The 26,529-nt window shown below is 65.6% G+C and carries 26 protein-coding genes and 1 other RNA gene; 16 read left to right on the top strand and 11 right to left on the bottom strand.

Features of this window, described 5'->3' with window-relative positions:
* Nucleotides 1–28: 28 nt before the first annotated feature.
* Genes Q352_RS0111575 through Q352_RS0111565 form a run of 3 tightly spaced genes read left to right on the top strand, consistent with a single transcriptional unit; the run spans nucleotide 29 to nucleotide 2,006 of the window.
* Nucleotides 29–661 (top strand): LemA family protein, encoded by a 633-nt coding sequence (locus Q352_RS0111575; protein WP_028499486.1) that lies wholly within the window; start codon nucleotides 29–31, stop codon nucleotides 659–661.
* Complete coding sequence (locus Q352_RS0111570) at nucleotides 658–1,509, top strand: TPM domain-containing protein (RefSeq protein WP_028499485.1); 852 nt, start codon at nucleotides 658–660, stop codon at nucleotides 1,507–1,509. Before Q352_RS0111575 ends, Q352_RS0111570 begins: the two co-directional genes overlap by 4 nt.
* A gap of 35 nt (nucleotides 1,510–1,544) precedes the next feature.
* Nucleotides 1,545–2,006 carry a TPM domain-containing protein gene (locus tag Q352_RS0111565; RefSeq protein WP_233495286.1) on the top strand — a complete coding sequence of 154 codons (462 nt, stop codon included), beginning with the start codon at nucleotides 1,545–1,547 and terminating at the stop codon, nucleotides 2,004–2,006.
* Nucleotides 2,007–2,058: 52 nt separating this feature from the next.
* On the opposite strand, the gene purD is transcribed toward Q352_RS0111565, so the two are convergent.
* The 5 genes from purD to dusB all read right to left on the bottom strand — a co-directional run bounded on the left by purD (nucleotide 2,059) and on the right by dusB (nucleotide 7,238).
* Nucleotides 2,059–3,339 (bottom strand): phosphoribosylamine--glycine ligase, encoded by a 1,281-nt coding sequence (purD, locus tag Q352_RS0111560; protein WP_028499483.1) that lies wholly within the window; start codon nucleotides 3,337–3,339, stop codon nucleotides 2,059–2,061.
* A 68-nt stretch (nucleotides 3,340–3,407) separates the two neighbouring features.
* Nucleotides 3,408–4,274 (bottom strand): hypothetical protein, encoded by an 867-nt coding sequence (locus Q352_RS0111555; protein ID WP_028499482.1) that lies wholly within the window; start codon nucleotides 4,272–4,274, stop codon nucleotides 3,408–3,410.
* 4 nt (nucleotides 4,275–4,278) lie between these two features.
* Nucleotides 4,279–5,856, bottom strand: coding sequence for a bifunctional phosphoribosylaminoimidazolecarboxamide formyltransferase/IMP cyclohydrolase (purH, locus tag Q352_RS0111550; RefSeq protein ID WP_028499481.1), 1,578 nt, complete (start codon nucleotides 5,854–5,856; stop codon nucleotides 4,279–4,281).
* A 95-nt stretch (nucleotides 5,857–5,951) separates the two neighbouring features.
* The gene (locus Q352_RS0111545; RefSeq protein ID WP_028499480.1) at nucleotides 5,952–6,191 is read right to left on the bottom strand and encodes a helix-turn-helix domain-containing protein; all 240 of its coding nucleotides are present in this window, start codon (nucleotides 6,189–6,191) and stop codon (nucleotides 5,952–5,954) included.
* Nucleotides 6,192–6,242: 51 nt separating this feature from the next.
* Nucleotides 6,243–7,238 (bottom strand): tRNA dihydrouridine synthase DusB, encoded by a 996-nt coding sequence (gene dusB / locus Q352_RS0111540; RefSeq protein ID WP_028499479.1) that lies wholly within the window; start codon nucleotides 7,236–7,238, stop codon nucleotides 6,243–6,245.
* A gap of 220 nt (nucleotides 7,239–7,458) precedes the next feature.
* On the opposite strand from dusB, the gene Q352_RS0111535 reads away from it, so the two are divergent.
* The 3 genes from Q352_RS0111535 to Q352_RS0111525 are packed head-to-tail and all read left to right on the top strand — an operon-like array spanning nucleotide 7,459 to nucleotide 8,920.
* Nucleotides 7,459–7,992, top strand: a complete 534-nt coding sequence (locus tag Q352_RS0111535; RefSeq protein ID WP_028499478.1) for a hypothetical protein — start codon at nucleotides 7,459–7,461, stop codon at nucleotides 7,990–7,992.
* A gap of 54 nt (nucleotides 7,993–8,046) precedes the next feature.
* Entirely contained in the window at nucleotides 8,047–8,457 is a 411-nt protein-coding gene (locus Q352_RS0111530) for a type II toxin-antitoxin system TacA family antitoxin (RefSeq protein WP_211249623.1), read from the top strand.
* On the top strand, nucleotides 8,420–8,920 hold the full coding sequence (locus tag Q352_RS0111525) for a GNAT family N-acetyltransferase (protein WP_028499476.1): 501 nt from the start codon (nucleotides 8,420–8,422) through the stop codon (nucleotides 8,918–8,920). The genes Q352_RS0111530 and Q352_RS0111525 overlap by 38 nt, the downstream gene beginning before the upstream one ends.
* Nucleotides 8,921–8,989: 69 nt before the next feature.
* Here the strand turns inward: Q352_RS0111525 and rnpB are convergent.
* Both rnpB and Q352_RS0111520 read right to left on the bottom strand, forming a co-directional pair.
* Nucleotides 8,990–9,390: RNase P RNA component class A (rnpB, locus tag Q352_RS22320), an RNA gene on the bottom strand.
* A 90-nt stretch (nucleotides 9,391–9,480) separates the two neighbouring features.
* Nucleotides 9,481–10,473 carry a sulfate ABC transporter substrate-binding protein gene (locus Q352_RS0111520; RefSeq protein WP_036386100.1) on the bottom strand — a complete coding sequence of 331 codons (993 nt, stop codon included), beginning with the start codon at nucleotides 10,471–10,473 and terminating at the stop codon, nucleotides 9,481–9,483.
* 169 nt (nucleotides 10,474–10,642) lie between these two features.
* Here Q352_RS0111520 and Q352_RS0111515 point away from each other — a divergent pair, with 169 nt between their 5' ends.
* The 4 genes from Q352_RS0111515 to Q352_RS23400 all read left to right on the top strand — a co-directional run bounded on the left by Q352_RS0111515 (nucleotide 10,643) and on the right by Q352_RS23400 (nucleotide 14,900).
* Nucleotides 10,643–11,929, top strand: a complete 1,287-nt coding sequence (locus Q352_RS0111515; RefSeq protein ID WP_028499474.1) for a DUF3422 family protein — start codon at nucleotides 10,643–10,645, stop codon at nucleotides 11,927–11,929.
* A 64-nt stretch (nucleotides 11,930–11,993) separates the two neighbouring features.
* The gene (locus Q352_RS0111510; protein WP_028499473.1) at nucleotides 11,994–13,256 is read left to right on the top strand and encodes a glutamate-5-semialdehyde dehydrogenase; all 1,263 of its coding nucleotides are present in this window, start codon (nucleotides 11,994–11,996) and stop codon (nucleotides 13,254–13,256) included.
* 79 nt (nucleotides 13,257–13,335) lie between these two features.
* Nucleotides 13,336–14,748: a DUF2252 domain-containing protein gene (locus tag Q352_RS20805; protein WP_051528894.1), complete on the top strand. Its 1,413-nt coding sequence runs from the start codon at nucleotides 13,336–13,338 to the stop codon at nucleotides 14,746–14,748.
* On the top strand, nucleotides 14,745–14,900 hold the full coding sequence (locus Q352_RS23400; protein WP_156952532.1) for a hypothetical protein: 156 nt from the start codon (nucleotides 14,745–14,747) through the stop codon (nucleotides 14,898–14,900). Before Q352_RS20805 ends, Q352_RS23400 begins: the two co-directional genes overlap by 4 nt.
* 9 nt (nucleotides 14,901–14,909) lie before the next feature.
* Here Q352_RS23400 and Q352_RS0111495 read toward each other — a convergent pair whose 3' ends face one another.
* From Q352_RS0111495 to Q352_RS0111480, 4 genes are all read right to left on the bottom strand, one after another.
* Nucleotides 14,910–15,653, bottom strand: coding sequence for a pseudouridine synthase (locus tag Q352_RS0111495; protein WP_036386099.1), 744 nt, complete (start codon nucleotides 15,651–15,653; stop codon nucleotides 14,910–14,912).
* A gap of 113 nt (nucleotides 15,654–15,766) precedes the next feature.
* Entirely contained in the window at nucleotides 15,767–16,105 is a 339-nt protein-coding gene (locus tag Q352_RS0111490) for an MliC family protein (protein ID WP_028499471.1), read from the bottom strand.
* A 15-nt stretch (nucleotides 16,106–16,120) separates the two neighbouring features.
* Nucleotides 16,121–17,422, bottom strand: coding sequence for a peptidylprolyl isomerase (locus tag Q352_RS0111485; protein WP_028499470.1), 1,302 nt, complete (start codon nucleotides 17,420–17,422; stop codon nucleotides 16,121–16,123).
* The gene (locus Q352_RS0111480) at nucleotides 17,419–19,632 is read right to left on the bottom strand and encodes an LPS-assembly protein LptD (RefSeq protein WP_159075962.1); all 2,214 of its coding nucleotides are present in this window, start codon (nucleotides 19,630–19,632) and stop codon (nucleotides 17,419–17,421) included. Before Q352_RS0111480 ends, Q352_RS0111485 begins: the two co-directional genes overlap by 4 nt.
* A 167-nt stretch (nucleotides 19,633–19,799) precedes the next feature.
* Here Q352_RS0111480 and Q352_RS0111475 point away from each other — a divergent pair, with 167 nt between their 5' ends.
* The 6 genes from Q352_RS0111475 (at nucleotide 19,800) to holA (ending at nucleotide 26,512) form a co-directional block, all read left to right on the top strand.
* On the top strand, nucleotides 19,800–20,789 hold the full coding sequence (locus Q352_RS0111475; RefSeq protein WP_028499468.1) for an aminoglycoside phosphotransferase family protein: 990 nt from the start codon (nucleotides 19,800–19,802) through the stop codon (nucleotides 20,787–20,789).
* 17 nt (nucleotides 20,790–20,806) lie between these two features.
* Nucleotides 20,807–21,490 carry an N-acetylmuramate alpha-1-phosphate uridylyltransferase MurU gene (murU, locus tag Q352_RS0111470; protein WP_028499467.1) on the top strand — a complete coding sequence of 228 codons (684 nt, stop codon included), beginning with the start codon at nucleotides 20,807–20,809 and terminating at the stop codon, nucleotides 21,488–21,490.
* A 14-nt stretch (nucleotides 21,491–21,504) separates the two neighbouring features.
* Complete coding sequence (gene ruvC, locus Q352_RS0111465; protein WP_028499466.1) at nucleotides 21,505–22,041, top strand: crossover junction endodeoxyribonuclease RuvC; 537 nt, start codon at nucleotides 21,505–21,507, stop codon at nucleotides 22,039–22,041.
* 253 nt (nucleotides 22,042–22,294) lie between these two features.
* The gene (leuS, locus tag Q352_RS0111460) at nucleotides 22,295–24,907 is read left to right on the top strand and encodes a leucine--tRNA ligase (protein ID WP_028499465.1); all 2,613 of its coding nucleotides are present in this window, start codon (nucleotides 22,295–22,297) and stop codon (nucleotides 24,905–24,907) included.
* Between the two features lie 67 nt (nucleotides 24,908–24,974).
* Nucleotides 24,975–25,505, top strand: a complete 531-nt coding sequence (locus Q352_RS20800) for an LPS-assembly lipoprotein LptE (RefSeq protein ID WP_158537486.1) — start codon at nucleotides 24,975–24,977, stop codon at nucleotides 25,503–25,505.
* Nucleotides 25,505–26,512, top strand: a complete 1,008-nt coding sequence (gene holA, locus Q352_RS0111450) for a DNA polymerase III subunit delta (RefSeq protein WP_028499464.1) — start codon at nucleotides 25,505–25,507, stop codon at nucleotides 26,510–26,512. The genes Q352_RS20800 and holA overlap by 1 nt, the downstream gene beginning before the upstream one ends.
* Nucleotides 26,513–26,529: the final 17 nt, after the last annotated feature.

The raw sequence follows: 26,529 nt of genomic DNA, 5'->3' as shown, positions 1-26,529 counted from the left end.
GGATATTGCCAATTCCGGGAGTCGATAAATGCGCACGCTATGGAAACTGTTGATCGCCGCATGGGTGCTGAGCCTGTCCGGTTGCGGCTACAACACGCTGCAGGCCAATGACGAGCAGATCAAGGCCAGCTGGGCCGAAGTGGTGAACCAGTACCAGCGTCGTGCCGATCTGGTGCCGAATCTGGTCAATACGGTCAAGGGCTATGCGACGCACGAGGAAAAAGTGCTGACCCAGGTCACCGAGGCACGGGCGCGGGTGGGCAGCATCCAGGCCTCGCCGGAACTGGTCAACGACCCGGAGGCGTTTGCCCGCTTCCAGTCGGCGCAGGCCGGTCTGAGCAGCGCGCTGTCGCGCCTGCTGGTGGTGTCGGAGAACTATCCGGACCTGAAGGCCAATACCGGCTTCCGCGATCTGCAGGCGCAACTGGAAGGCACCGAGAACCGCATTGCCGTGGCCCGCAACCGCTATATCCAGTCGGTGCAGGACTATAACCTGACCGTGCGCAGCTTCCCGTCCAACCTGACCGCCATGGCATTCGGCTACAAGGTCAAGCCGAACTTCACGGTGGAAAACGAACGCGCCATCTCGACGGCGCCGACGGTCGATTTCGGCACCACGCCGGCGGCGCCTGCCGCTGCGGCACCGGGCACGACGAAATGACCCTTGCCGCCACGACCAGGACCCTGCTGACGGCAGTGGCCCTGGTCTGCAGCCTGTTCGCCGCCGCCGGGCCGGTGGCGGTGCCGGCGCTGACCGCGCGGGTGACCGATCTGACCGATACGCTGGACGCCGGGCAGCGCGCCGCGCTGGAGCAGAAGCTGCAGGCCTTCGAGGCGAAGAAGGGCAGCCAGCTGGCGCTGCTGATCGTGCCGACCACTGGCGACGACAGCATCGAGCAATACGGCATGCGGGTGGTCGAGCAATGGAAGCTCGGGCGCAAGAAGGTCGACGACGGGGCACTGCTGATCGTGGCCAGGAATGACCGCAGCCTGCGCATCGAGGTCGGCTACGGGCTGGAGGGCGCGCTGAATGACGCGACCGCCAAGCGGATCATCAGCGAAATCATCGTGCCGCATTTCCGTGACGGCGATTTCTATGCCGGCATCGATGCCGGCCTAGACAGCATGATGGCGGTCATCGATGGCGAGCCCCTGCCGGCGCCGCAGGCGCCGCGTGGCGAGAACGGCGGTGGCGGGCTGGACCTGCTGGTGTTTGCCGTGGTGCCGGTGTTCGTGCTGGGCGGGCTGCTGCGCAGCATGCTGGGCCGGCTGCCGGCCGCACTGCTGCTGGGGGCGGGGACGGCGGCGGTGTTCGAATGGCTGTTTGCCACCCCCTTGCTGCTGACGCTCGGTGCCGGTGCGCTGTCCTTCGTGCTGACCCTGCTCGGCATCGTGGGGACCGGTGGCGGCTTTGGCGGCGGGGGCTTCGGTGGTGGTGGCGGACGCGGCGGCGGATTCGGTGGCGGCGGTGGGGGCTTTGGTGGTGGTGGGGCTTCGGGAAAATGGTAATGACAGTATGCAAACGCCTGTACAGGCATCTGGGCATGACACGCTGGCGCCAGCGGCAGGCATTTCCGCCGGCGACGCTGGCGGCGATCGAGGCCGCCATCGCCAGCGGTGAAAGCCGCCATGGCGGGCAGGTGCGCTTTGCGGTCGAGGATGCGCTGTCGCCGGGGGCGATCCTGGGCGGGCGCACGGCGCAGAGCCGCGCCATCGAGGTGTTTTCGCTGCTGCGGGTCTGGGATACCGAGCACAATAACGGCGTGCTGGTTTATGTGCTGCTGGCGGACCGGGCGGTCGAAATCGTTGCCGATCGCGGCATCGATGCCAGGGTGGGGGCGGCCGGCTGGGCCGGGATTTGCGAGCAGATGGAAACGGCCTTTGGCCGCCGCGACTTCCGTGGCGGTGCGCTGGACGGCATTGCGGCGGTGACCGGGGTCATTGCGACCCATTTCCCGGCCGGTGGCGGGCCGAACGAGCTGCCGGACCGGCCGGTGCTGCTGTAGCGGCATGGGTGAGCAGCGACGGCCGCTGTGGCGTCGCTGCTCACCCCTCCGCTCAGGCGGGACGACGCGCCAGTGCCCGGGCGCCGATGTCACGGCGCATCTGCCGGCCGTCGAAGTAGATCTGGTCGGCCACTTCATAGGCGCGGTGCTGGGCCATGCGCACGCTGTCGCCGAGCGCCGTCACGCACAGCACGCGGCCGCCGGCGGTAACGACCTGCTGCTGCTCGTTGAAGCGGGTGCCGGCATGGAACACGACGCAGTCGGCGCTTTCTGCCGGCAGGCCGTTGATCACGTCGCCGGCCTTCGGCGTTTCCGGGTAGTTGCCGGCGGCGAGCACGACACCCAGTGCCACGCGGCGATCCCATTCGGCCTCTACCTTGTCCAGGCGGCCATTGACGCCGGCTTCCAGCAGTACGGTGAAGTCGGACTTCAGTCGCAGCATGATCGGCTGGGTCTCCGGGTCGCCGAAGCGGCAGTTGAACTCGATCACCGACGGCGAGCCCTGGGCATCGATCATCAGCCCGGCATACAGGAAGCCGGTGTAGACGTGGCCGTCCTTCTTCATGCCTTCGAGCGTCGGCAGGATGATTTCGCGCATCACCCGGGCATGGACGCCGGGGGTGACCACCGGTGCCGGGCTGTAGGCACCCATGCCGCCGGTGTTCGGGCCCTGGTCGTGGTCCAGCAGGCGCTTGTGGTCCTGGCTGGTGGCCATCGGCAGCACATGGTCGCCGTCGACCATGACGATGAAGCTGGCTTCCTCGCCGACGAGGAAGTCCTCGATCACCACACGGTGACCGGCGTCGCCCATCTTGTTGCCGAGCAGCATGTCGTCGATGGCGGCATGCGCTTCTTCCGGCGTCATTGCCACGATCACACCCTTGCCGGCGGCCAGGCCATCGGCCTTGATGACGATCGGTGCGCCCTTGCGGTCGATATACGCGTGCGCGGCGGCGGCATCGCTGAAGGTTTCATAAGCGGCGGTCGGAATGCCATGGCGCTTCATGAATGCCTTGGCGAAGTCCTTGGACGATTCAAGCTGGGCCGCATACTGGGTCGGGCCGAAGATCTTCAGCCCGGCCGCGCGGAACGCATCGACCACGCCGGCCGCCAGCGGCGCTTCCGGTCCGACCACGGTCAGCGCAACGTCCTCGTCGCGGGCGAATGCCACCAGCGCGGGAATGTCGGTGACGGCGATATTGGTCAGGTGCGGGTCGAGCGCCGTACCGGCGTTGCCGGGGGCAACGAAGACCTTGGAGACGCGGGGCGATTTGGCGATGCGCCAGGCGAGCGCATGCTCGCGACCGCCCCCGCCGATGACCATGACTTTCATGCTGTTTCCTCAATGTCTGCGACACGGGCCGTCAGCGACGACCCCGGTGGTCCGTTCGTCGGCCAGGCCTAGAACGAGATGTTGAATGCTTTGGGCACCGGATAGCGCAGGGTGGCCGCATCCGGTTGCAGTGTCATTTTGCGCTGGATGGCCTGCCCGCGCAGCCGCCCGCTCCAGTCGACTTCCAGTGAATAGAACGGCTTGCCCGCCTCGGGAACCAGGCGCCAGCTGGCGGTCAGCTCGGTGCTGACCGGGCAGTTCGACGCATCGGGGCAGGTGCCGGCATCGCTGGCGCTGGTGACCAGCTCGCCCATCGGGACGATATGGCCGTCGCGCGCAGCGAAGAATTCGACGTTCTCGCGGCTGTAGCCCATGTGCGTCCAGCCATTGCTGATCTGCCAGCCCCAGGCCTGCTCGCCGAGCCGGACCAGCCGGACCCCGGGCGCCATGCCCTGGGTACCGGCGGTCAGGGTACGGCTGTCCTTCAGCACGAAGTCGCCGGCCTGGTCGGCGAACAGCAGCGTTCGCACCTGGCCGGAAGCCGCGAAGCTGTCCATGCCGTCGCCCTGTGCATCCACGGTGTCGGCCACGAAGGCGGTCAGCGCGTAATGCACACCGTCGGCGGCGGTGAAGAACTGCGGGGCGAGGAAGTGGCCGTCGAGGCGGGTCGGGCCGTTCTGGGTCTCGGCATCGACCAGCCAGCGACCGGGTTTCGGACCGGCGCTCATCTTCTGCGCGCTGCGATAGTGCTCGAGACCGCGTTCCAGCGTCCGGCCGTCGGGTGCCGGTGCCACCGCCACCGCCGTGGCGGCGGGGGCACCGGACACGGCGGCAGCCGGCGTGGTGGTCAGCATGCGGACCAGGACGGCCAGCACGATGCCCGCCAGCGCCAGAATGGCCAGAAACAGCAGCAGGGGTGTTTTTTTCCTGGTCACGGGCTTAGTGGCGGAAGTGGCGGAAGCCGGTAAATACCATGGCGATGCCGTGCTCGTCAGCTGCGGCGATCACTTCCTCGTCACGCATCGAGCCACCCGGCTGGATGATGGCGGCGATGCCCTGCTCGGCGATCACGTCGACCCCGTCGCGGAACGGGAAGAACGCATCCGACGCAGCCACGGCGTTCTTCAGTGCCAGACCGGCATCCTGCGCCTTGCGGGCGGCGATGCGGGTCGAGTCGACGCGGCTCATCTGGCCGGCGCCGATGCCGGCGGTCTGGCCGTTGGCAACGAACACGATGGCGTTCGACTTGACGAACTTGGCCACACGCCAGGCGAACAGCAGGTCGCCAAGCTGTTGCGCGGTCGGCTGGGCTTTGGTGACCACCTTCAGCTCGGCGGCGGTGACGTTCTTGATGTCCGGCGTCTGTACCAGCACGCCGCCGCCAACGCGCTTCAGCTCGAAGCGGTTCGAGCCGGTGGCAATCGGCACTTCCAGCACGCGGACGTTTTTCTTCGCCGCGATCAGCTGGCGCGCTTCGTCGGTGAACGACGGCGCGATCAGCACTTCGAGGAACTGGCCGGTCACGGCCTCGACGGTCGGGCCGTCCACTTCGCGGTTGAAGGCGATGATGCCGCCGAAGGCACTGGTGGTATCGGTCGCGAACGCCAGCCGGTAGGCGGTCAGCGGATCGGCTGCGACGGCGACACCGCACGGGTTCGCGTGCTTGACGATCACGCAGGCGGCATCCTCGAAGGTCTTGACCGCTTCCCATGCCGCATCGGCATCGGCGATGTTGTTGTAGCTGAGTTCCTTGCCCTGCAGCTGCCTGTAGTGGGCGAGGGCGCCCGGTGCCGGGTCGAGGTCGCGGTAGAACGCGGCGGCCTGGTGCGGATTTTCGCCGTAGCGCATGTCCTGGGCCTTGACCAGCTGGACATTGAGGCGGTTCGGGAAGATGACCCGGCTCGGCTTGCCGCTGAGTTCGCCATCGGACAGCGAGGTCAGCCAGTTGCTGATCGCGCCGTCATAGGCGGCGGTGTGGGTGAAGGCCTTCTTGGCCAGCGAGAAGCGCGTGGCGCGCGACAGGGCGCCGGTGGTCGAACCCAGTTCTTCGAGCAGCGGTGCGTAGTCGGCACTGTCGGTGACGATGGCGACGTGGGCCCAGTTCTTGGCTGCCGAGCGGACCATGGTCGGGCCGCCGATGTCGATGTTCTCGATGGCGTCCTCGATGGTGCAGTCGGGATCGGCAACGGTGGACTCGAACGGATACAGGTTCACGCACACCAGGTCGATGTTGCCGATGCCGTGTTCGACCATCTTGGCGACATGTTCCGGCAGATCGCGGCGACCGAGAATGCCGCCATGGATTTTCGGATGCAGGGTCTTGACCCGGCCATCGAGCATTTCCGGGAAGCCGGTGTAGTCGGCGACCTCGATGACCGGCACATTGTTGTCGGCCAGCAACTTGGCAGTGCCGCCGGTGGAGAGGATTTCCACGCCATGGGCGGCGAGGCCGCGGGCGAAGTCGAGAATGCCGGTCTTGTCGGAAACGCTGATCAGCGCGCGTTCGATTTTGGTCATGACAGCCTTGATGGATGTGAGAGTCGAAAGGGAAAGGAGCCTGTTCACGGTCGCGGTCGGATCATGGCGCCTCCCGGCGTCATGACCCGCCGGGCTTACAGCATCTGGTACATCTTCATCTTTTTCCTGAGCGTATTCCGGTTCAGGCCCAGCAGGTCGGCGGCACGGGTCTGGTTGCCGCCGGCGTAATCGAGCACGACCTCGAGCAACGGCTTTTCCACCCGCGCCAGCACCATGTCGTAGATGGCGCACGGCTGTTCTCCGTCCAGATCCTGGAAATACTGCTCCATGGCGAGCCGGATGGATTCGGAAAGATGGTCGTGGCGTGGTGTCATTGTTGTCGTGCCGTCGAGGTTGAACAAGTCGCCGTCCGTCCGGAAGGCGGGTTACTGTGCATAGTCGAGCCGTGAACCGTGCTCGGCCAGGCGGTCGAAATAGTCGGCCACCGCCCGGTGCTGACCGGCGGTGGATTCCAGCTGGTACATCGCCTGCCGGAACGCATTGGCATCGCGCAGGCCGTTGGTATACCAGGCGATGTGCTTGCGGGCGACGCGGCAGCCCTGGTATTCACCATAGAAGCCATACAGGTCATCGAGGTGTTCCAGCAGTACGCCGCGCACTTCGCTGATCTCCGGCGGCGGCAGACGGGTGCCGGTGTCCAGATAGTGCTGGATCTCGCGGAAGATCCACGGCCGGCCCTGGGCGGCGCGGCCGATCATGATCGCGTCGGCGCCGGTGTGCGCCAGCACGGCGCGGGCTTTCTCCGGCGAATCGATGTCGCCGTTGGCGATGACCGGGATCGAGACCGCCGCCTTGACCGCCGCGATGGTGTCGTATTCTGCGTCGCCGCGATACAGGTCCTCGCGCGTGCGGCCGTGCAGCGCCAGTGCCTGGATGCCGGCGGCCTCGGCGATGCGGGCCACGGTCAGCGCATTGCGATGGTCGCGGCTCCAGCCGGTGCGGGTCTTCAGCGTGACCGGCACGTCGACCGCGCCGACCACGGCTTCCAGAATGCGGCCGACCAGCGCCTCGTCGCGCAGCAGCGCGCTGCCGGCGGCGACATTGCAGACCTTCTTGGCCGGGCAGCCCATATTGATGTCGATGATGGCAGCGCCGTAATCGACATTGCGCCGGGCCGCTTCGGCCATCTGCGCCGGATCGGCGCCGGCGATCTGTACCGAGATCGGTGCCGGTTCTCCACTGTGGTCGGCCCGCTTCAGCGTCTTGCGGGTGGTGGCCAGTGCGGTATTCGCGGCAATCATCTCGCTGACCGCCAGCCCGGCGCCGAAACGGCGGCACAGCATGCGGAACGGACGATCGGTCACCCCTGCCATCGGCGCGACGACAAGCTTGTTGGGGAGACGATGCGGACCGATGTTCATGTGTGATTAAAAAATAGGCAATTGGGCAGCGAGGGGCGCCATTTTAATCGCTTTTCCACAGCGGGTAAAAAGCTTTTTGCCTAAATTTTGTGCGCTTTCAATCGATATCCCGCATGAGACACGCGCCGCGTGCCGGCGCGGGCCCGGCAATGGCAGAATATTCACTTTGCACCCGTCGTCGACCCGGGGCCCACACGGTCGTCATGACATAATCCCCCCCATGAAAAGACTCGGCCTGTTCCTGATTCCTGCGCTGCTCGGCGGTTGCGCCGCTGTCGGCGTCAACTCCCCCAACCATGGTTTCGATGACGGCAATCTGTACCAGTATGCGGCGCGGCCGCTCAGCAGCGGCCAGGACGCCGAGCTGACCGTCTGGGCGCCGTATATGGGACTGGGCCAGCCGCAGCTGTACGAGGCGCTGTCGCACTATGCGGCGCGGGAGGCGCAGGCGCGTGGCTGCACCAGCTACCAGCTGTCGAACCAGACCAGCGGCATTACCAATACCCTGTGGCGCGGGCAGCGCTATGTGCGCGGCAATCTGCTGTGCACGGTGGCCGTGCCGCCGGCGCCGGTGGTGACCGATATGTATCCGCCGATCTACTCCGCGCCGGTGGCCGAACCGCTGGTGCGGCCGGCGCTGAAGCCGACCAAGGCGCCGGCACGGAAAAAAACCGTGAAGAAGACGGTGAAGAAGAAAAAGCCGGCCGCCTGCGCCTGCCCGGCGCCGACACCGGCAGCCAAACCGAAGCCGTAGCAATCAGCAATAATGGCGCCATTTTGGCGCCATTATTGTTTTTGTGGTGCCATAATGGCACTGATACTGGCGCACGCCGGTTTCTCTGACATGGATTGCACGGATGCCAACGTATCCGGGAGAAGTGAAATGACGCTAGCAAAAGAGCGGGATGTCCCCGCTGCGGCCCGGGGGCGGATATCGGCGCGTGTTCCACAGAGCGTGCAGGAGCACCTGCAGCAGGCTGCCGATCTGACCGGCGCGACGCTTAACCAGTTTGTTGTCCAGGCGGCGCTGGATGCCGCGGAAAAGGTGCTGGCCAGGGAGCGATCTCTTTTATTGTCCGATGAGGAGGCCAGGCGCTTCTGTCAGTTGCTGGACCATCCATCCGAGCCCAATGCTGCCTTGCGTGGCGCTCATGAACGCTATTCCGCCAGAAAGGTTCCTCATGCAGGCACGGATTCAACCTTTGAATTCGACGCATGAGCGTGGTGCGTTTCGTTGTGGCCACGCTGAACTGGACCGCTGGCTGGCGGAGGTTGCCGGGCAGCACCAATTGAAGGACCTGTCGAGGACGTTCGTCCTTGCCAGTCTCGCTGAACCGGACAAGATCCTTGGGTTTTATTCGCTTGCGACCAGCGAGATTCCTACCGGGAACTTTCCGCCCGGGCTGGCCAGAAAACGTCCCCGAGTGATACCGGTTGCCCGCATGGGCCGGTTGGCGGTGGATGGGGCCTCGCAAGGGAAGGGATATGGAGAGACGCTGCTGCTGGATGCGCTGAAGCGGGTCGAGTCACTATCTGCGTCGATAGGAATCAATGCCGTTGTGGTCGATGCCAAGGACGACGACGCAGCGCGGTTCTACAGCCGCTATGGATTCACGCCGCTCAGTCATCATCCCCTCACGCTGGTCATGCCGCTAACCCTCGTTCGTCAGCTTGGGTCGTAGCGGATAAAGAGGAACGCTGTCTGAAAACAAAACCCCCGCACGTTATCGTGCGGGGGTTTTGTCTGCATCTGGCGAAGTCAGCCTGTAAGCCGGGTTCTGTGTCGGACGGTTGCCCGTCCCAGACAGTCATTCCTCTAGGCGTACGGTTACCCGCACGCTCCAGCAACCTACCCGGGAACAACGCGAGCCGCGTTGGCGCTCCCTGCTTGGTCTTGCTCCGGATGGGGTTTAGCCTGCCGTCCGTGTCGCCACGTCCGCGGTGCGCTCTTACCGGGACCGGTTGCCCGATCCGTTCCCGAAGGAATCCACCTTTTCACCCTTGCCTGTGCCGGTTGCCCGGCCATCGGCGGTTCTGCTCTCTGTTCCACTTTCCGTCGCCTCGCGACGCCCGGCCGTTAGCCGGCATCCTGCTCTGTGGAGCCCGGACTTTCCTCCCCCCGCGAACGGGCGGCGACTGTCCGGCTGACTTCGATGCGCATTCTAACCGATGCCGGGCCGGACGTTGTTCTTACTTCAGCCGGACCGAAAGCGACGGGCGTCTGCCTGCATGGCCAGTCTGCTTACTTGACCGAAATCTTGTCGAATACGCCGCCGTCGGCAAAGTGGGTGTGAGCGACCTTCGCCCAGCCACCGAGCGACTGGATGGTGAACAGCTTTACGTTCGGGAACTGCGACGCGTATTTGGCGGCGACATTCTTGTCGATCGGGCGATAGTAGTTCTCGGCAATGAGGGTCTGCGCTGCCGGCGTGTACAGGTAGTTCAGGTAATCCGTGGCGATGGCACGGGTGCCTTTCTTGTCGACGTTCCTGTCGACCACCGCCACCGGCGGTTCGGCCAGAATGGACACGCTCGGGGCGACGATGTCGAACTTGTCCGGACCCAGCTCCTTCTTCGACATCAGCGCTTCGTTTTCCCAGGCCAGCAGCACATCGCCCATCCCGCGTTCGACAAAGGTCATGGTCGCGCCGCGTGCGCCGGTATCCAGCACCGGCACGTGCCTGAACAGTTCCTTCAGGTAGGCGGTGGCGGTCTGGGCGTTGCCGCCAGGCTGCTTCAGCGCCCAGCCCCAGGCCGCGAGGTAGTTCCAGCGTGCGCCACCGGAGGTTTTCGGGTTCGGGGTGATGACCTGTACGCCCGGCTTGACCAGGTCGCCCCAGTCCCTGATGTTCTTCGGATTGCCCTTGCGGACCAGGAACACGATGGTCGAGGTGTACGGGCTGGCATTGTGCGGCAGGCGGCTCTGCCAGTTGGCCGGCAGCGCCCTGGTGCGTTCGGCGATTTCGTCGATGTCCCAGGCCAGCGCCAGCGTCACCACATCGGCCGGAATGCCGTCGATGACCGAGCGGGCCTGCTTGCCCGAGCCACCATGCGATTGCTGGATGGTCAGGGTATTGCCCGGATGCTTGCCCTGCCATTCCTTGACGAAGGACGCATTCACGTCCTTGTACAGCTCGCGCGTCGGGTCATACGACACGTTCAGCAGTTTGTAGTCGGCAGCGAGGGCATGGCCGGCGGTGGCCAGCAGCGCGGCGAAGAGCAGGGTGCGTTTCATCAGGGGGACTCCGTGGGTGTGGGGTAGCGTGGAGCCATGCTAAGACGAAACGAATATTCCAAAAAAATAATGGAAAATCCTTACGTAATTTCTTTTTGGTCTATTGAGGCGGTCAGCCCCGGCAGGAACGCTGCTTTACAACGTCAACATACCCTCTGAGAATCGCCGCATGATCTCGCTCTCACTGCACCCGCTTCGGACCGAACTGAATGACGAAGCCCATGCCCGACCTTCGCTGCCGGTGGCCGCGCCGGCCCGGTTGACGTCACTGACGTTTTTCTTCGAGCGCGACAGCGGCGAGCAACTGGCCGCCGTGTCCGCACTGGCGGCCCGCCTCGGCATGGATGCGCCGCCGGCTGGCGCCACGCACTATGTCGGCCGGGCCGGCGAGCTGACCGTCAGCTGGTCGCGGCATACCGAATTCGTCAATTACATCTTCGGTCTGGACGGGACCGGCGGCGATCCGTTCGTGCAGAACGCGCTGACCCATATCCCGGACGACTGGCTGGAAACCGTGCCCGGGCAGATGCTGGCCGGCGTCCATGCGCTGATCATCGATGCCGGCGCCGCCGGGCAGCTGGACCAGATGGCGGCCCGGTGGTTTTCCGCCCATGACCTGATCGGCGCCGACCTGGCCGACGGCAATGCGATGGCGCTGACCGACCTGCGGCTGCATGACGACGCCTATGCCGGAGTCGGCTTCGTGCGCTACGTGATGCTGAACCGCGACATGAGCGCCCGCCAGGCCGGGCGCATGCTCGGTCGTCTGTTCGAGATCGAGACCTACCGCATGCTGGCGCTGCTGGCACTGCCGCTGGCCAAGCAGCAGATCCGCGAACTGGACCTGCTCGGTGTCGCCTTGCGCGATGCGACGCGGCGGCTGCGCGCGACCGACGAAGAGCCGGCGCTGCTGGCCGATCTGGCCGGGCTGTCGGCGCAACTGGAGGATGCCGTCAGTGCCAGCCAATACCGTTTTTCCGCTGCCAGCGCCTATTACGAACTGGTCGGGCGGCGCATCGGCGAGCTGCGCGAGTCGCGCATTGCCGGTCTGCAGCCGTTTCGCGAATTCATGGAGCGCCGGCTGGCGCCGGCCATGGCGACCTGCGAAACCGCCACCCGGCGCCAGGAACGGCTGTCGACGCGGCTGCAGCGTGCAACGGCGCTGATGCGGACCCGCATCGAGGTCGGCCTGCAACAGCAGAACCAGCAACTGCTGCAGTCGATGGACCGGCGTGCCGAGCTGCAACTGCGACTGCAGGAAACGGTCGAAGGGCTGTCGGTCGGCGTGCTGACCTACTATGCCGTCGGCCTGTTTGCGTATGCGGCCAAGGCGGTCAAGGCTGCCGGCTGGCATGTGAATCCCGAACTGGCCACCGGCCTGGCCATCGTGCCGATCGCCGCCTGCGTGTGGTTCGGCGTCCAGTTCGCGAAGCGGCGACTGCTGCACGACGATTGATGGCGGGGCGCGCCGGCTTCGCCGACTGTTGTAACATCGACGGCATATTCCGAGGAAACGCGAGATGGACATCCAGACCTATATGCACGAACTGGGCCGCGCCGCCCGCGCCGCCAGCCGCGAGATGGCGCGCGCCGACACGCTGACCAAGAATACCGCGCTGCACGCGATTGCCGATGCGATCGATGCGGCCACCGACGCGCTGCTCGAAGCCAATGCCGAGGATGTGGCCGCTGCGCTGGCCGATGGCCTGGCACCGGCGATGATCGACCGGCTGACGCTGAACGAAAAGACCATTGCGACCATGTCAGAAGGGCTGCGCCAGATTGCCACGCTGCCGGATCCGGTCGGCGAGATGGGCGGCTTCGCCTACCGGCCGTCCGGCATCCAGCTCGGCAAGATGCGGGTGCCGCTCGGCGTGATCGGCATCATCTATGAAGCCCGCCCGAACGTGACCGCCGATGCCGCCGGCCTGTGCCTGAAGGCCGGCAATGCGGTGATTCTGCGCGGCGGCAGCGAAGCGATCCGCTCGAATCGCGCCATTGCCGATTGCGTCAGCGCCGGGCTGGAGCAGGCCGGGCTGCCGGCCACCGCCGTGCAGGTGGTGGAGACGACCGACCGTGCTGCCGTCGGCCAGCTGATCACCATGCCCGAATACGTCGACGTGATCGTGCCGCGCGGCGGCAAGGGGCTGATCGCCCGCATCAGCGCCGAGGCGCGGGTGCCGGTCATCAAGCATCTGGACGGCAACTGTCATACCTATGTCGACGTCGACGCCGATCTGGTCAAGGCGCTGTCGATCTGCGACAACGCCAAGACCCAGCGCTACGGCACCTGCAACACCATGGAAACGCTGCTGGTGAATGCGGTGGTCGCGGCGGAGTTCCTGCCGCAGATCTGCGCGATCTACCTCGACAAGGGCGTCGAGTTGCGCGGTGACGACACGGTGCGCGCGCTGGTCGGTGCGGACAGGGTGGCGGCGGCGACCGAGGACGACTGGTTCACCGAATATGCGGCGCCGATCCTGGCGCTGAAGGTGGTTGACGGGCTGGACAGCGCGATCGCGCATATCAACCACTACGGCAGCCATCACACCGATGTGATCGTGACCGAGAATTACACGTCGGCGCGCCGTTTCCTGCGCGAGGTGGACTCCAGCTCGGTGATGGTCAATGCCAGCAGCCGTTTTGCCGATGGTTTCGAGTACGGGCTGGGTGCCGAAATCGGCATTTCCACCGACAAGATCCATGCGCGTGGTCCGGTCGGGCTGCTGGGGCTGACCAGCGAGAAGTGGATCGTGCTCGGCGACGGCCAGATCCGCGTCTGAGAGACGGCATGACCGGGCTGGCCGGGTGTCCGGCCAGCCACTATCCTGAATACGTTCGTCCTGCCCGCGGAGTTTCGCCATGACGCTTTCCCGTTCCCAGCAGCGCTATGTCGATGGCAAGACGCAACGCCGCTTCACCCCGCGCCGCAGCCATGGCGAACTGTCGCTGGCCGCGGCGCGTGATCCGGTCGCCATGATCGAGGCATCCAGCCAGGGGCGGGTGCCGGCGCTGGTGCCGTTGCGTTACCAGCGCATGCTGGCGTCGCCGTTTGCCTTCTTCCGGGGCGTGTCGCTGATCCAGGCCGCCGATCTCGCCGCCGGGCCGGACAGCGGCATCATCGTTCAGGCCTGTGGCGATGCCCATCTGATGAATTTCGGCTTTTTCGCCTCGCCGGAACGCAACCTGCTGTTCGACATCAACGATTTCGATGAAACCCATCCCGCACCATGGGAATGGGATCTGAAGCGCCTGCTGGTCAGCCTGGTGCTGGCCGGGCGCGAACAGGGCTTTTCCGCGGCTACCATCGAGGCGGCTGTCCGGGCGGCCACCACCAACTACCAGGCCTTTGTTCACCGTGCGACCGGCATGGGGGCGATGGCGGTCTGGTACGACCGGGTGTCGATGGACATGCTGCAGCAGCGGGTCGAGGACGACCCGGCGCTGAAGAAGCGACTCAACAAGCTGGCGCAGCAGGCGGTCGGCCGTACCAATGAAAAACTGCTGCCGAAGATCACCACCGTCGAAAATGGCATGCTGCGGTTCAAGGAAATGCCGCCGACACTGTTCCATACCCATGACGACGGTTCGCTGCTGCCGAATGACGACAGCTGGCTGGCCTCCGGCAACTGGCAGGCGATGGTCGAGCCGATGATGGCGGACTACCTGGCCACGCTGATCGACGATCGTCGTGCGCTGTTGTCACGGTTCCGCATGGAAGACATGGCATTCAAGGTGGTCGGGGTCGGCAGTGTCGGTACCCGCTGCCTGGTGATGCTGCTGCAGGACGATGGCGACGAGCCGCTGTTCCTGCAGATCAAGGAGGCCAGACCGTCGGTGCTGGAAGGTCATACCGGCCGCTCTGCCTTCAGTCATGAGGGGGAGCGGGTGGTGTCCGGCCAGCGGCTGATGCAGGCGGCCAGCGATGTGTTCCTCGGCTGGACCACGGGCCCGGCCGGACGGCACTTCTATGTGCGGCAGCTGCGTGACATGAAAACCTCGGTGTCGCTGGCCGAGATGGATGCCGGCACGCTGGAAGCGTACGGCCGGGTCTGTGCCCGCACGCTGGCGCGCGCGCATGCGAAGTCCAGCGGTCGGGCTGCGGAAATTGCCGGCTACTTTGGTCAGAGCGCGGTGCTGGTCGATGCGCTGGTGCGGTACGCGCACGGCTATGCCGACCAGGTGGAGGCCGATTACGATGCGTACCGGCAGGCGGTCCAGCAAGGGCGGATTTCGATCGACACCGGCGACCCGCTGAAAACGGGGGCGCTGTGAAGCCGGCGCCGCGCTACCGCCTGCTGCATGGCCGGGGGCGGACCGTGCTGCGGCTGGGCCTGCTGGCGATCAGCCGCCGGGCCCTGCGGGCGCGCCGGCCGGTTCTGGCCGGCGGTCTGCTGGTGCTGGCCTGGGTATTGCGCCCGCGCTGACGCCGGCTGCTACCAGAAGCGTTCGCCGGGGGCTAGGTAGCGCCACTGGCCGAGCGGCAGGTCACCGAGCAGTACCTTGCCGATGCGCACGCGCTTGAGGCCGACCACCCGCAGGCCGACCAGTTCGCACATGCGACGGATCTGGCGCTTCTTGCCCTCGTTCAGCACGAAGCGCAACTGGTCGCGATTCTGCCACCACACCCGTGCCGGCTTCAGTGCCTCGCCATCGAGCGACAGGCCGTGGTTCAGCAGGCGCAGGCCGTCGGCATTCAGGCGGCCTTCGACCCGGACCAGGTATTCCTTGTCCACCGGCGAGTCCTCGCCGATCAACTGCCGGGCGATGCGGCCGTCCTGGGTCAGCACCAGCAGGCCGGTCGAGTCGATGTCGAGCCGGCCGGCCGGTGCCAGACCCTGCAGGTGCTCGCGCCGGAAGGTCTGGCGACTGGCGTCACCTTCCCACAGATTGGCCGGCAGGATCAGCGCGGCGGCGGGCTGGTAACCTTTTTCCGCCTGGCCGGACACATAGCCGATCGGCTTGTTGATCAGCACGGTCACCCGCGCCGCCTGTGCCTCGCTGGCCACGCGGTCGAGGTCGATGCGCTGGTTCGGAAATACCTTGCTGCCCAGCTCGCTGACGACGACGCCGTCAACGCGAACCAGACCGCGGGCAATGTAGTCGTCCGCCTCGCGACGCGAGCACAGGCCCAGTTCGGACATGCGCTTGGACAGGCGGATCTTGTCGGTGTCTTCCATGATGGGATCCCGGGTAATGGACTGGTTCCCGCAGCAAGGGTGGGAATCAGCATGGCAAGCAATGAATGCGAACGTCCGGCGCGCGGCCGGACGTGGGTATGGGAGGCAGTATATCAGCCGATCTGGCGGCAATTCTCGGCAAAGCGGTGTTCACCATCCGCGCCGCGCCAGAACAGGGCGCTGCCCGGAGGGTCCGTCTGCCATTGCCAGACCAGCTGGGCATTCTCGAAACGGTTGCCCTGTTCGGATGCCACCGGCGTCAGCAGGTAGTGGCGATCACGGTAGCGCAGATCGACACGGGTCAGGCCGGACAGGTCCAGCGGCATGTCGCGCACGGTGAAGCGGACGCCGTTGTCGCAGCGGTAGCGGTCGACGCCGGCTGCCTTCGCCGCCGGCGCGGCGAGCAGCGCGGCAAGCAGCGCCGGGTACAGCAGGCCGGGGCGAAGGGTCATGTTCGTGCGCGCCGATCAGTGTTCCTGCAGGCGTTCCTGGACATAGGCCGAGTCGCGCAGCTGACGCATCCAGTCGGCGTAGGCCTGTTCGGCCTTGCGGGCGCGCAGTTCCTGGCGGACTTCGTTGCGCTCGCGCTCATTGCCGACGTCCTGCTGGCGCGAACCGGCGATCTGGATCAGGTGCCAGCCGAACTGGGTGCGGACCGGTTCGGACAACTGACCCGGCTTCAGCGCCTGATAGGCGCGCTCGAAATCGGGCACCATGTCGCCGGGGTTGACCCAGCCCAGTTCGCCACCGCGCGCGGCACTGCCATCCTCGGAGTAGAGCTTGGCGGCTTCGGCGAACGGCATGCCCTTCTGGATGCGGTCGCGGATCTGCAGGATGCGGTTCTTGGCATCCTGTTCGCTGACCGCCTCGTTGGTACGCACCAGGATATGGGCGACGCTGGTCTGCTCGACCATCTGCGCCTGGCCGCGGGTGCGCTTTTCCTCGAGCTTCAGGATGTGCAGGCCGTTGGCAGAACGCAGGATCGGCGTGTGCTGGCCGACCTGCAACGGGTCGATGGCCGCGACGAACGGTGCCGGCAGGCGGGCTGCGCTGCGCCAGCCGAGTTCGCCGCCGCTGAGGGCATCGCCGGCATCGGAGAACGAGGCGGCAACCTGGGCGAACGGCTTGCCGGCCTGCAGCAGGGCGATCGCCTCATTGGCACGCGCCTGTTTCTTGGCGATGTCCTGCGGATTGGCCTGGTCCGGCAGCGAGACGAGGATATGGGCCAGCCGGTATTCGGTGCGGCTGGCATTGACGGCGCTCTTCAGTACGGCATCGACTTCGCTGTCGGACACGAACACCTTGCTGTCGACTTCGCGTTCGCGCAGGCGGTCGATCATGACCTGCTTGCGCAGGGTCTCGCGGAAGGCCTGCTCGCTGGTCCCGCTCTGCTTGAGCTTGTCGCGGAACTGCGCCGTGGTCAGCTTGTTCTGCTGCGCCAGACGGTCGATCACCCGGTCGAGCTCGTTGTCGTCGATGCGGATGCCATTGTTGGTCGCGTACTGCAGCAGCACTTCCTCGTTGACCATGCGGTCCAGCACTTGCTGTTCCAGCACGGCGTCGGCAGGCAGCGGCACATTCTGTTTCTTCAGCTGCTGCACCGCCTCGGCCACCCGGGCGGACAACTGCCGCTGGGTGATGACGCCCTTGTTCACGACCGCGACGATACGGTCGGCGGTGCGGACTTCGGCGGCGGCGAGCGCAGGCTGCGCCAGCAGACTGGCGGCCAGGATCAGGGCGGAGGGGCGGAGGAGCGGTCGAAGGTTCATTGGAGGATAGCGTTCTTGTTTGACTCGGTATAGCCAGGGATGGCCAGCTTGAGTGCATCGAGGGGATTGTTGCCCAGGCGGCCGAATTCCGCCAACTCCAGCTGGAAGAAATAGCTGGTCTTGGTGTCGTTCAGGCTGGATACATAGTGCTGGACCACGAAGCGCGCTGCCCAGCAGCCGGCACGGTATTCGACGCCGGCCAGGTGTTCCAGCGGCGTGCTGTCGGTCAGCGAGTAGTTTTCCCGTGCCACGCCATACCAGCGCGGGGCGATCGGCCACATGACGCCGAGGTCGATCTGGCGCTGGTTTTCATACACCTGGGAGCCGACCTGGACCTGGCGGTCGTAGCGGTAGCGCAGCGACGCGACCCGGTCCGGATCGGGCGAGTAGCGGATGCCGGTGCTGTAGCGCTCGGCTTCCTTCAGCGTGTTGTTCCACTGGTAGTTGGCTTCGACCGACGTGCGGCGGTTCAGGTCGCCGCCGATGGTGCCGAGTACGTCCGACAGCCCCTTCTGCGGCGCGGTGCCACCGGGCAGCGTCACGCGCTGGTCGATGAACGAGTAGCGGCCGGCCAGGCCGAAGCGCAGGCGCTCGATGCCATTTTCGGGATCGAGAAAGCGCGTGGTCGCACCGAAGGTGACCTGGTTGGCATCGTTGATGCGGTCGCCGCCGGTAAAGCGGTTTTCGGTAAAGATCTGCGCGAAGTCGAACGTGTTTTCCGTGGTGTCGAACACCGGCAGTTTCGACTGGTCGCGATACGGGATGTTCACGTAGTACAGCCGCGGCTCAAGCGTCTGCACCATGTCGCGGCCGAACAGATTCAATGGCCGTTCGAAATACATGCCCGAATCCAGGCTGACGATCGGCAGCGTGCGCGATGCGTTGCCCTGTTCCTGGTCGGTGCCGGAGCGGCTGTTCAGGCTGTAGTCGGTGTAGTGCACACCGAACTTCGGTGTGACGTAACCCCAGCTGCTGGTCAGCGGCAGCGATACCGACGGGTAGGCGATGAAGCGCTCGCCTTCCTGCTTGGTCGGGTGGGCAAAGCTGACGAATTCCGAATCGAATTTCAGGTTCAGCGGGGTACCGAGGCCGATATTCGCGTCCGTGCCGGTGGTGAACAGCAGTTGCGGCATGCGCTGGTACGGCGGATCGACCGGGGCGGCCGGGTCCTGCAGCGTCTGGTATTTCTGTGCACGCAGGGTCCAGCTGCCCCAGCCCGGATTCCAGTACAGCGACACGTCCTGCAGCAGGTTGATGTTGTCGGCCACGGCAAAACGGCCGCTGCCGAGGTCGCGGAAGTAGTTGCTGTCGCTGGCGTGGTTGTAGTTGATCGCCAGATTCAGTTCCGGTGTCAGCTGCTGGTTGTGGCGGATGGACAGATAGTCGCGCGTCTGACCTTCCTTCCGGTCGTCGAGCACTTCAGCCGCAATGCTGCCGCTGTAGCCCGGCTGCAGGTAGCGGAATTCACCGCCCAGCTGCAGGCCGCGATTGGCGATCAGGCGCGGCGTCAGCGTCGCATCCATGTTCGGTGCGATATTCCAGTAGTACGGCAGCGTGAAATCGAGGCCGTTGCCGGAATCGTAGCGGAAGGTCGGCATCAGCAGGCCGGACTTGCGCTCATTGCTGAGCGGGAAGTCGAGATACGGCGTCCACAGGATGGGCACGCCCTGGAACTCGAAGTAACCGTTGCGGGCGGTACCGACATTGGTGGTGTAGTCGAGGTCGATATCGCGGGCGTTGATGTACCAGTCGTCGCGGCCGGGGTCACAGGTGGTGAAGCGGCCACGGAAAATGTTGTAGGTGTCCTTGCCGGTCATGTCGACGCGCTCGCCCTTGCCGCGCAGCTTGCTGTCGGTGCGGGTCAGGTCGGCATCGAACAGCACGCCGCGGCTTTCGTCCATCGCGTAGTCGAGGTCGCGGCCGATGACGGTGTCGGTCGGGCGGCTCAGCTTGACCCGGTCGCCGGCCAGTGCGCGGCCCCTGGCCTGGTAGTAATCGAGCCAGTCTGACTCGATGGTCTGGTCGCCGCGAACGACGACGACATTGCCTTCGGCATGCAGGCGATCATTGACGATCCCGTCGATCTGGTCGGCGGTGACGGTGGTTTCCGGTTCGGCGGCGGTCGCTTGCGCGGGCGTCGTCGGTGTGGCTGGAGCGGGCTCGGCGGCTGCGGCGAATGCGGATAGCAAGGCGGCAACAAGCGGGGTCACGCGAAAAATGCGCATGGGCGGGGGCGGACTGGATTGCGGTGGAAAAACCGGCGATGGGAGCATTATCTGCAACCTGGCGTCGGACTGCGACGAATTATGCCGGCTGACAGTGGAAAATCTTGCGTAAAATCGCACAGTTTGCCATTTGCCGCAATTCCGGACACCCGATGACACGACTTTCCACCCTGCAGAACTGGGTCAGTGACCAGTGCGCCGTACCGAACCTCGAACTGACGCCCGCCTCGAGCGATGCGAGCTTCCGCCGCTACTTCCGCGCGGTGCTGCCCGACCGCAGCGTCGTGGTGATGGATGCGCCGCCCGAGCACGAGGACTGCCGGCCGTTCATCCACGTCGCCGGACTGTTTGCCGATGTGCATGTGCCGAAAATCCATGCCAGTGACCTCGATCAGGGCTTCCTGCTGCTGGAAGACCTCGGCTCGACCACCTATCTGGACGTGCTCGATGCCGACAACGCCCGCGCACTGTATCTGGATGCCATCGACGCGCTGGTGCGCATCCAGCTCGCCAGCCGCCCCGGTGTGCTGCCGGATTACGATGCCGCGCTGCTGACGCGGGAAATGTCGCTGTTTCCGGACTGGTTCGCCGGTACCCATCTGAAAAAACCATTCACGCTGGCCCAGCGCAAGGTCTGGGACGAAGCGGTCGAACGGATTGTCGCCAATGTCCTGGCCCAGCCGAAGGTGTTCGTCCACCGCGACTACCACAGCCGCAATCTGATGCTGTCCGCGGGTGACAATCCCGGCGTCATCGATTTTCAGGATGCGGTGTACGGGCCGATCACCTATGACCTGGTGTCGCTGCTGAAAGATGCCTATGTCGAGTGGGATGAAGAGTTCTGTCTCGACCTGGTCATCCGCTACTGGGAAAAGGCGCGCAAGGCCGGCCTGCCGGTCGACCCGTCGATCGACCAGCTGTATCGCGACTACGAGTGGATGGGCGTGCAGCGCCACCTGAAAGTCGCCGGCATTTTCGCCCGGCTCAGTCACCGTGACGGCAAGGACGGCTATCTGAACGATATCCCGCGCGTGCTCACCTATCTGAAGCGGGTGTGCAACCGCTATGTGGAACTGCGCCCGCTGGGTGAGCTGATCCGCGACCTGTCCGGCGAAGTGACCGCGACCGGTTTCACCTTCTGAGCATGACGATGACGGACATGAAAGCCATGGTGCTGGCAGCCGGTCGCGGCGAGCGCATGCGGCCGCTGACCGATACCACGCCCAAGCCGTTGCTGCAGGTCGGGGCGGAACCGCTGATCGGCTGGCACCTGCGCCATCTGGTCCGGGCCGGGCTGAACGATATCGTCATCAATACCGCCTGGCTGGGGGAACGCATTGAACAGGTGCTGGGCGATGGCGCCGGTTACGGCGCGCGGCTGCACTATTCGCGAGAGGGCACGGCGCTGGAAACCGCCGGCGGCATCGCGACCGCGCTGCCGTGGCTGGGCGAGCGGCCGTTCATGGTCGTCAATGGTGATGTGCTGACCGATATCGACTTTGCCGCCCTGGCCCGCGCCGGCGCGATGCTGGACGGCGTGACCCGGCTTGCGCACCTGGTGCTGGTCGCCAATCCGGCGCATCACCCGCACGGGGACTTCGACCTCGATGCCGACGGGCGGGTCGTCGACGCGCCGCGGCATACCTTCAGCGGCATTGGCGTCTATCACCCGGCGCTGTTCGTCGGGCTGGCCGCCGGTCAGCCGGCGAAGCTGGCGCCGCTGCTGCGCGAGGCCATGGCGCGGCGCCAGGTCAGCGGCGTGCTGCACGACGGGCTGTGGCTGGATGTCGGCACGGTCGAGCGACTGGACGCGGCACGGCAGATCGCGGCGGCATGGTCGTGAGCACCACGCCGGGTCTGGCAGTTCCCCGTCGCCTGCTGGGCATCGATCCCGGCTCGCGGGTGACCGGCTTCGGCGTGATCGACATCATCGGCCAGCAGCGGGTCTATGTGGCCTCCGGTTGCATCCGCACCCAGCCGGGGGCGCCGCTGACCGACCGCATCCGCACCCTGCTCGACGGACTGTCCGAAGTGGCCGCGGCCTATCTGCCGGCCGAGGCAGCGGTCGAGCAGGTATTCGTCAACGTGAATCCGAAGGCGACGCTGATGCTGGGCCAGGCGCGTGGCGCCATCCTGTCCGCGCTGGTGCTGGCCGGTCTGCCGATTTCCGAATACACCGCGCTGCAGGTCAAGCAGTCGGTAGTCGGTCACGGCAAGGCCGACAAGACCCAGGTCCAGCACATGGTGGTGCGGCTGCTGAAACTGTCCGGCACGCCGCAGGCCGATGCGGCCGATGCGCTGGCGGTGGCGCTGTGCCATGCCAATCACAGTCATGCTGCCATTGCCGGCTTTGCCCGCGACGGGCTGCGGATACGCGGCGGCCGGCTGGCCTGAATCGTCCGCCCCGGGTCCGATCCCTGCACCCGACACGGTGTCGGTCGTGCGCCGCAGGTGGTATGGTCGTGTGGCACAGCCTCAGTCCGCCGCCGCCCGTTCTCTGCGCCGAGGTTTATCGACCTCCTGACGGCGGATATACTCTGCTGCAATACGGACGCTGTTTTCATTCGCGCGACCTTCACCAGGGGCGCGCGATACGTTTTCAAGCCCCCCGATTTCCTACTTACCGACAGATTTGCGATTGCCCGACATGCAAGAACACTACAGCCCGCGCGAGATCGAAACCGCCGCGCAACAACACTGGGACACCACCGCCGCGTTCCGCGCCGTCGAAGACACCGCCAAGCCGAAGTTCTACTGCCTGTCGATGTTCCCGTATCCGTCGGGCAAGCTGCACATGGGCCACGTCCGCAACTACACCATCGGCGACGTGCTGTCGCGCTACATGCGCATGCGCGGTTTCAATGTCCTGCAGCCGATGGGCTGGGACGCGTTCGGCATGCCGGCGGAAAACGCCGCGCTGAAGAACCAGGTCGCACCGGCGGCGTGGACCTATTCGAACATCGACTACATGCGCGCCCAGCTGAAGCGGCTCGGCTTCGCCATCGACTGGGAACGGGAAGTCGCGACCTGCAAGCCCGACTACTATCGCTGGGAACAGTGGCTGTTCACCCAGCTGTTCAACAAGGGCATCATCTACCGCAAGAACGGGGTGGTGAACTGGGACCCGGTCGACCAGACCGTGCTGGCCAACGAGCAGGTGATCGACGGGCGCGGCTGGCGTTCGGGCGCGCTGGTCGAAAAGCGCGAAATCCCGATGTACTACTTCAAGATCACTGCCTACGCCGACGAGCTGCTGGCCGATCTGGACAAGCTGGACTGGCCGCCGCAAGTGGTCACCATGCAGAAGAACTGGATCGGCAAGAGCTTCGGTGCCGACATCGTGTTCCCGTATGACGTGGATTCGATCGGTCATGCCGGCGAGCTGAAGGTGTACACCACCCGTCCGGACACGCTGATGGGCGCGACCTATGTCGCCGTCGCTGCCGAGCACGCGCTGGCCACCCAGGCCGCCGCCGGCAACCCGGCACTGGCTGCCTTCATCGCCGAGTGCAAGCGCGGTGGCGTGTCCGAGGCCGACCTCGCCACCCAGGAAAAGAAGGGCATGGCGACCGGCCTGTTCGTCGTCCATCCGCTGACCGGTGAAAAGCTGCCGGTCTGGGTCGCCAACTACGTGCTGATGGGGTACGGCGAGGGCGCGGTGATGGCCGTGCCGGCGCATGACGAACGCGACTTCGCCTTCGCCAATCTGTATGCGCTGCCGATCAGGCAGGTGATCGCCCGCCGCGACGGCGACAATGATTACGATGCCGGCCAGTGGCAGGAATGGTATGGCGCCAAGGACGACAGCGTGCTGACGGTGAACTCCGGCAAGTACGACGGCCTTACGCCGCAGGCGGCCTTCACCGCCATCGTCGACGACCTGGCCGCGCAGCAGCATGGTGCAAAGCGCACCCAGTATCGCCTGCGCGACTGGGGCATCTCGCGCCAGCGCTACTGGGGCTGCCCGATCCCGATCATCCATTGCGACAGCTGCGGCGACGTGCCGGTCCCGGCCGACCAGTTGCCGGTGGTGCTGCCGGAAGACGTGGTGCCGGACGGTTCCGGCAATCCGCTGGCCAGACTGCCGTCGTTCTACCAGACCACCTGCCCGACCTGCGGCAAGCCGGCCCGGCGCGAAACCGACACCATGGACACCTTCGTCGAGTCGAGCTGGTACTTCGCCCGCTATGCGTCGCCGGACTGCGCCAACGGCATGGTCGATGCGCGTGCCGGCTACTGGATGAATGTCGACCAGTACATCGGCGGCATCGAACACGCCATCCTGCACCTGCTGTACGCCCGCTTCTTCAACAAGCTGATGCGCGACGAAGGCCTGCTGAACAACGACGAGCCGTTCCAGCGCCTGCTGACCCAGGGCATGGTGGTGTGCGAAACCTTCTATCGCGACCTCGACAATGGCGGCAAGGAATGGATTGCCCCGGCCGACGTCGTCATCGAACGTGACGGCAAGGGCAAGATCGTTGCCGCCACCCATCGCATCGACGGCCTGCCGGTCGTGGTCGGCGGCATCGAGAAGATGTCGAAGTCGAAGAACAACGGCGTCGATCCGCAAGCGCTGATCGAATCGCATGGCGCCGATACCGCCCGCCTGTTCATGATGTTCGCCGCCCCGCCGAGCCAGTCGCTGGAGTGGTCGGACGCTGGCGTCGAGGGCGCATTCCGCTTCCTCAAGCGGCTGTGGAAGACTGTGCACGAATTCGTGGCCGATGGCGTGGTGACGGCCTATGCCGGCGGCGAGCTGGATGCCGGACAGAAGGCGCTGCGCTTCAAGCTGCACAGCACCATCCAGAAGGTCAGCGACGACTTCGGCGTGCGCCAGCAGTTCAATACTGCCATCGCGGCGGTGATGGAATTGCTGAACACCTATGACAAGACCGGTCGTGGCGATGCCACCGGCCGCGCGGTTGGCCAGGAAGTGCTGGAAACCGCCGTGCTGCTGCTGTCGCCGATCGTGCCGCATATCGCCGAAGCGCTGTGGAGCGCCCTGCGTCCGGACAGCGCCCTGCTCGACCAGGCGTGGCCGCTGGTCGATGCCGCCGCGCTGGTGCAGGACGAAATCGAGCTGGTGGTACAGGTCAACGGCAAGCTGCGCGGCAATGTCACGGTGTCGAAAGATGCCGGTCGCGACGCGATCGAGGCCGCCGCGCTGGCGAACGACAATGTGGTGAAGTTCATGGAAGGTCGTCCGGCGAAGAAAGTCATCGTCGTGCCGGGCCGGCTGGTGAACATCGTCGTCTGAGATTGACCCCCGCGCCCCCGCCGCCAGTGACGGGGGCGCCCATTCACCGGGAGCCCCGATGTTTTCCATGCGTACCGTATTCGTCGCGCTTGTCGCGCTGGCCCTGACTGCCTGCGGCTTCCACCTGCGCGGCAGTCCGGAAGACACGGCAATGATGAAAATGCCGTTCAAGTCGGTCTATGTGGCGCCGGGCAGCCAGATTTACCCGTCCATCGTGCGTCAGCTGGCCTTCCGCCCCGACGTGGTACGGGTGAACGACATCAAGGCCGCCGAGGCCGTGCTGCGCGTGGCCGGCGAACACCAGGAGAAGGAAACCTCCGCGCTGACCCGTGCCGGTCAGGTTGCCGAATACCGGCTGATCTACTCGGTTACGGTCACGCTCGAACGCAACAAGGTCATGTATGGCGAACCGGTCACCGTGCGCGTGCACCGGACCTTCCCGTACAGCGACAACTCGGTGCTGGGCAAGGCCGAGGAAGAACAGACGGTCTGGAAGTCGCTGCGTGACGATGCCGCCACGCTGCTGCTGTACCGCATCGCTGCACTGAAGCCGGTCGACCCGCTGGCGCCGGTGGCAACACCGCCGGCCAAACGCTGATGCAGAAGCGTATCGACGAGCTCGACCGGCTGCTGGCCGGCGGGCTCGCACCGCTGTATGTCGTGCATGGTGATGAAACCCTGCTGGCGCTGGAAGCGGCGGACGCGATCCGTGCCCGCGCGCGCCAGGACGGGTACCAGGAGCGCGAAGTCCTGACCGTGGAAAGCGGCTTCGACTGGTCGTCGCTGACCGCGGCGGCCAGCAGCGTGTCGCTGTTCGCCGACCGCAAGTTGCTGGAAATCCGCATCCCGTCCGGCAAGCCCGGTACCGAGGGCGGGGCGGTGCTGGCAGCCTTTGCCGCCCGGCTGCCCGAAGACACGGTGACGCTGGTGCAACTGCCGAAGCTCGAACGCGCGCAGATGAGCGGCAAGTGGTTTTCGGCGCTGGACGCCGCCGGCATCGTGCTGGCCGCGCAGCCGGTCGAACGGCGCGAGCTGCCGGCCTGGATCGCCCGCCGGCTGGAACGGCAGCAGCAGAGGCTGACGCCGGACGCACTGGCGTTCATGGCTGACCGGGTCGAAGGCAATCTGCTGGCGGCGCGGCAGGAGATCGACAAGCTGGCGCTGCTGCACCCGCCTGGCGAACTGGATCTGGACGCACTGCGGGCCGCGGTGGCCAATGTCGCCCGCTTCGATGTGTTCAAGCTGTCCGAGTCCTGGCTGGCCGGCGATGTGGCCCGGGTCACGCGCATGCTGGCCGGTCTGAAGGCCGAAGGCGAGGCGCCGGTGCTGGCACTGTGGTCGGTGGCCGAGGAACTGCGCGGCCTGATCCGTCTCCGTGTCGGTCTCAAGGACGGCAAGCCGCTGGCGGCGCTGATGAAGGAAAACCGGATCTGGGGCGAGCGCCAGCGACTGGTCGAACCGGCGCTGCGCCGGCTGTCGCAGGCCAGGCTGCAGACCGCGCTCGGCCAGTGTGCCGACATCGACCGTGCGATCAAGGGCGCCGGTGACGGCGACCCGTGGGACAAGCTGGAACACCTGCTGCTGGCCCTGAGCCGCACGCCCTGACCTGCTGCGGGCGAACG

This window comes from Microvirgula aerodenitrificans DSM 15089 (genome assembly GCF_000620105.1).
In the GTDB taxonomy this organism is placed as follows: Bacteria; Pseudomonadota; Gammaproteobacteria; order Burkholderiales; family Aquaspirillaceae; genus Microvirgula; species Microvirgula aerodenitrificans.
Note: the sequence above shows the minus strand (reverse complement) of the source record. Positions and strands in the feature narration are given on the sequence as shown.

What these genes read in the sequence shown, in the direction of transcription:
- Q352_RS0111575 (WP_028499486.1), top strand. Translation starts at nt 29, where the DNA reads ATGCGCACGCTATGGAAACTGTTGATCGCCGCATGGGTGCTGAGCCTG.
- Q352_RS0111510 (WP_028499473.1), top strand. Translation starts at nt 11,994, where the DNA reads ATGGACATCCAGACCTATATGCACGAACTGGGCCGCGCCGCCCGCGCC.
- Q352_RS0111485 (WP_028499470.1), bottom strand. Translation starts at nt 17,422, where the DNA reads ATGAACCTTCGACCGCTCCTCCGCCCCTCCGCCCTGATCCTGGCCGCC.
- Q352_RS0111515 (WP_028499474.1), top strand. Translation starts at nt 10,643, where the DNA reads ATGATCTCGCTCTCACTGCACCCGCTTCGGACCGAACTGAATGACGAA.
- Q352_RS0111475 (WP_028499468.1), top strand. Translation starts at nt 19,800, where the DNA reads ATGACACGACTTTCCACCCTGCAGAACTGGGTCAGTGACCAGTGCGCC.
- Q352_RS20805 (WP_051528894.1), top strand. Translation starts at nt 13,336, where the DNA reads ATGACGCTTTCCCGTTCCCAGCAGCGCTATGTCGATGGCAAGACGCAA.
- Q352_RS0111545 (WP_028499480.1), bottom strand. Translation starts at nt 6,191, where the DNA reads ATGACACCACGCCACGACCATCTTTCCGAATCCATCCGGCTCGCCATG.
- purH (WP_028499481.1), bottom strand. Translation starts at nt 5,856, where the DNA reads ATGACCAAAATCGAACGCGCGCTGATCAGCGTTTCCGACAAGACCGGC.
- Q352_RS0111520 (WP_036386100.1), bottom strand. Translation starts at nt 10,473, where the DNA reads ATGAAACGCACCCTGCTCTTCGCCGCGCTGCTGGCCACCGCCGGCCAT.
- Q352_RS0111565 (WP_233495286.1), top strand. Translation starts at nt 1,545, where the DNA reads ATGACACGCTGGCGCCAGCGGCAGGCATTTCCGCCGGCGACGCTGGCG.
- holA (WP_028499464.1), top strand. Translation starts at nt 25,505, where the DNA reads ATGCAGAAGCGTATCGACGAGCTCGACCGGCTGCTGGCCGGCGGGCTC.
- dusB (WP_028499479.1), bottom strand. Translation starts at nt 7,238, where the DNA reads ATGAACATCGGTCCGCATCGTCTCCCCAACAAGCTTGTCGTCGCGCCG.
- murU (WP_028499467.1), top strand. Translation starts at nt 20,807, where the DNA reads ATGAAAGCCATGGTGCTGGCAGCCGGTCGCGGCGAGCGCATGCGGCCG.
- Q352_RS20800 (WP_158537486.1), top strand. Translation starts at nt 24,975, where the DNA reads ATGCGTACCGTATTCGTCGCGCTTGTCGCGCTGGCCCTGACTGCCTGC.
- Q352_RS0111495 (WP_036386099.1), bottom strand. Translation starts at nt 15,653, where the DNA reads ATGGAAGACACCGACAAGATCCGCCTGTCCAAGCGCATGTCCGAACTG.
- Q352_RS0111530 (WP_211249623.1), top strand. Translation starts at nt 8,047, where the DNA reads ATGGCACTGATACTGGCGCACGCCGGTTTCTCTGACATGGATTGCACG.
- Q352_RS0111535 (WP_028499478.1), top strand. Translation starts at nt 7,459, where the DNA reads ATGAAAAGACTCGGCCTGTTCCTGATTCCTGCGCTGCTCGGCGGTTGC.
- Q352_RS0111490 (WP_028499471.1), bottom strand. Translation starts at nt 16,105, where the DNA reads ATGACCCTTCGCCCCGGCCTGCTGTACCCGGCGCTGCTTGCCGCGCTG.
- Q352_RS0111525 (WP_028499476.1), top strand. Translation starts at nt 8,420, where the DNA reads ATGCAGGCACGGATTCAACCTTTGAATTCGACGCATGAGCGTGGTGCG.
- leuS (WP_028499465.1), top strand. Translation starts at nt 22,295, where the DNA reads ATGCAAGAACACTACAGCCCGCGCGAGATCGAAACCGCCGCGCAACAA.
- Q352_RS0111570 (WP_028499485.1), top strand. Translation starts at nt 658, where the DNA reads ATGACCCTTGCCGCCACGACCAGGACCCTGCTGACGGCAGTGGCCCTG.
- purD (WP_028499483.1), bottom strand. Translation starts at nt 3,339, where the DNA reads ATGAAAGTCATGGTCATCGGCGGGGGCGGTCGCGAGCATGCGCTCGCC.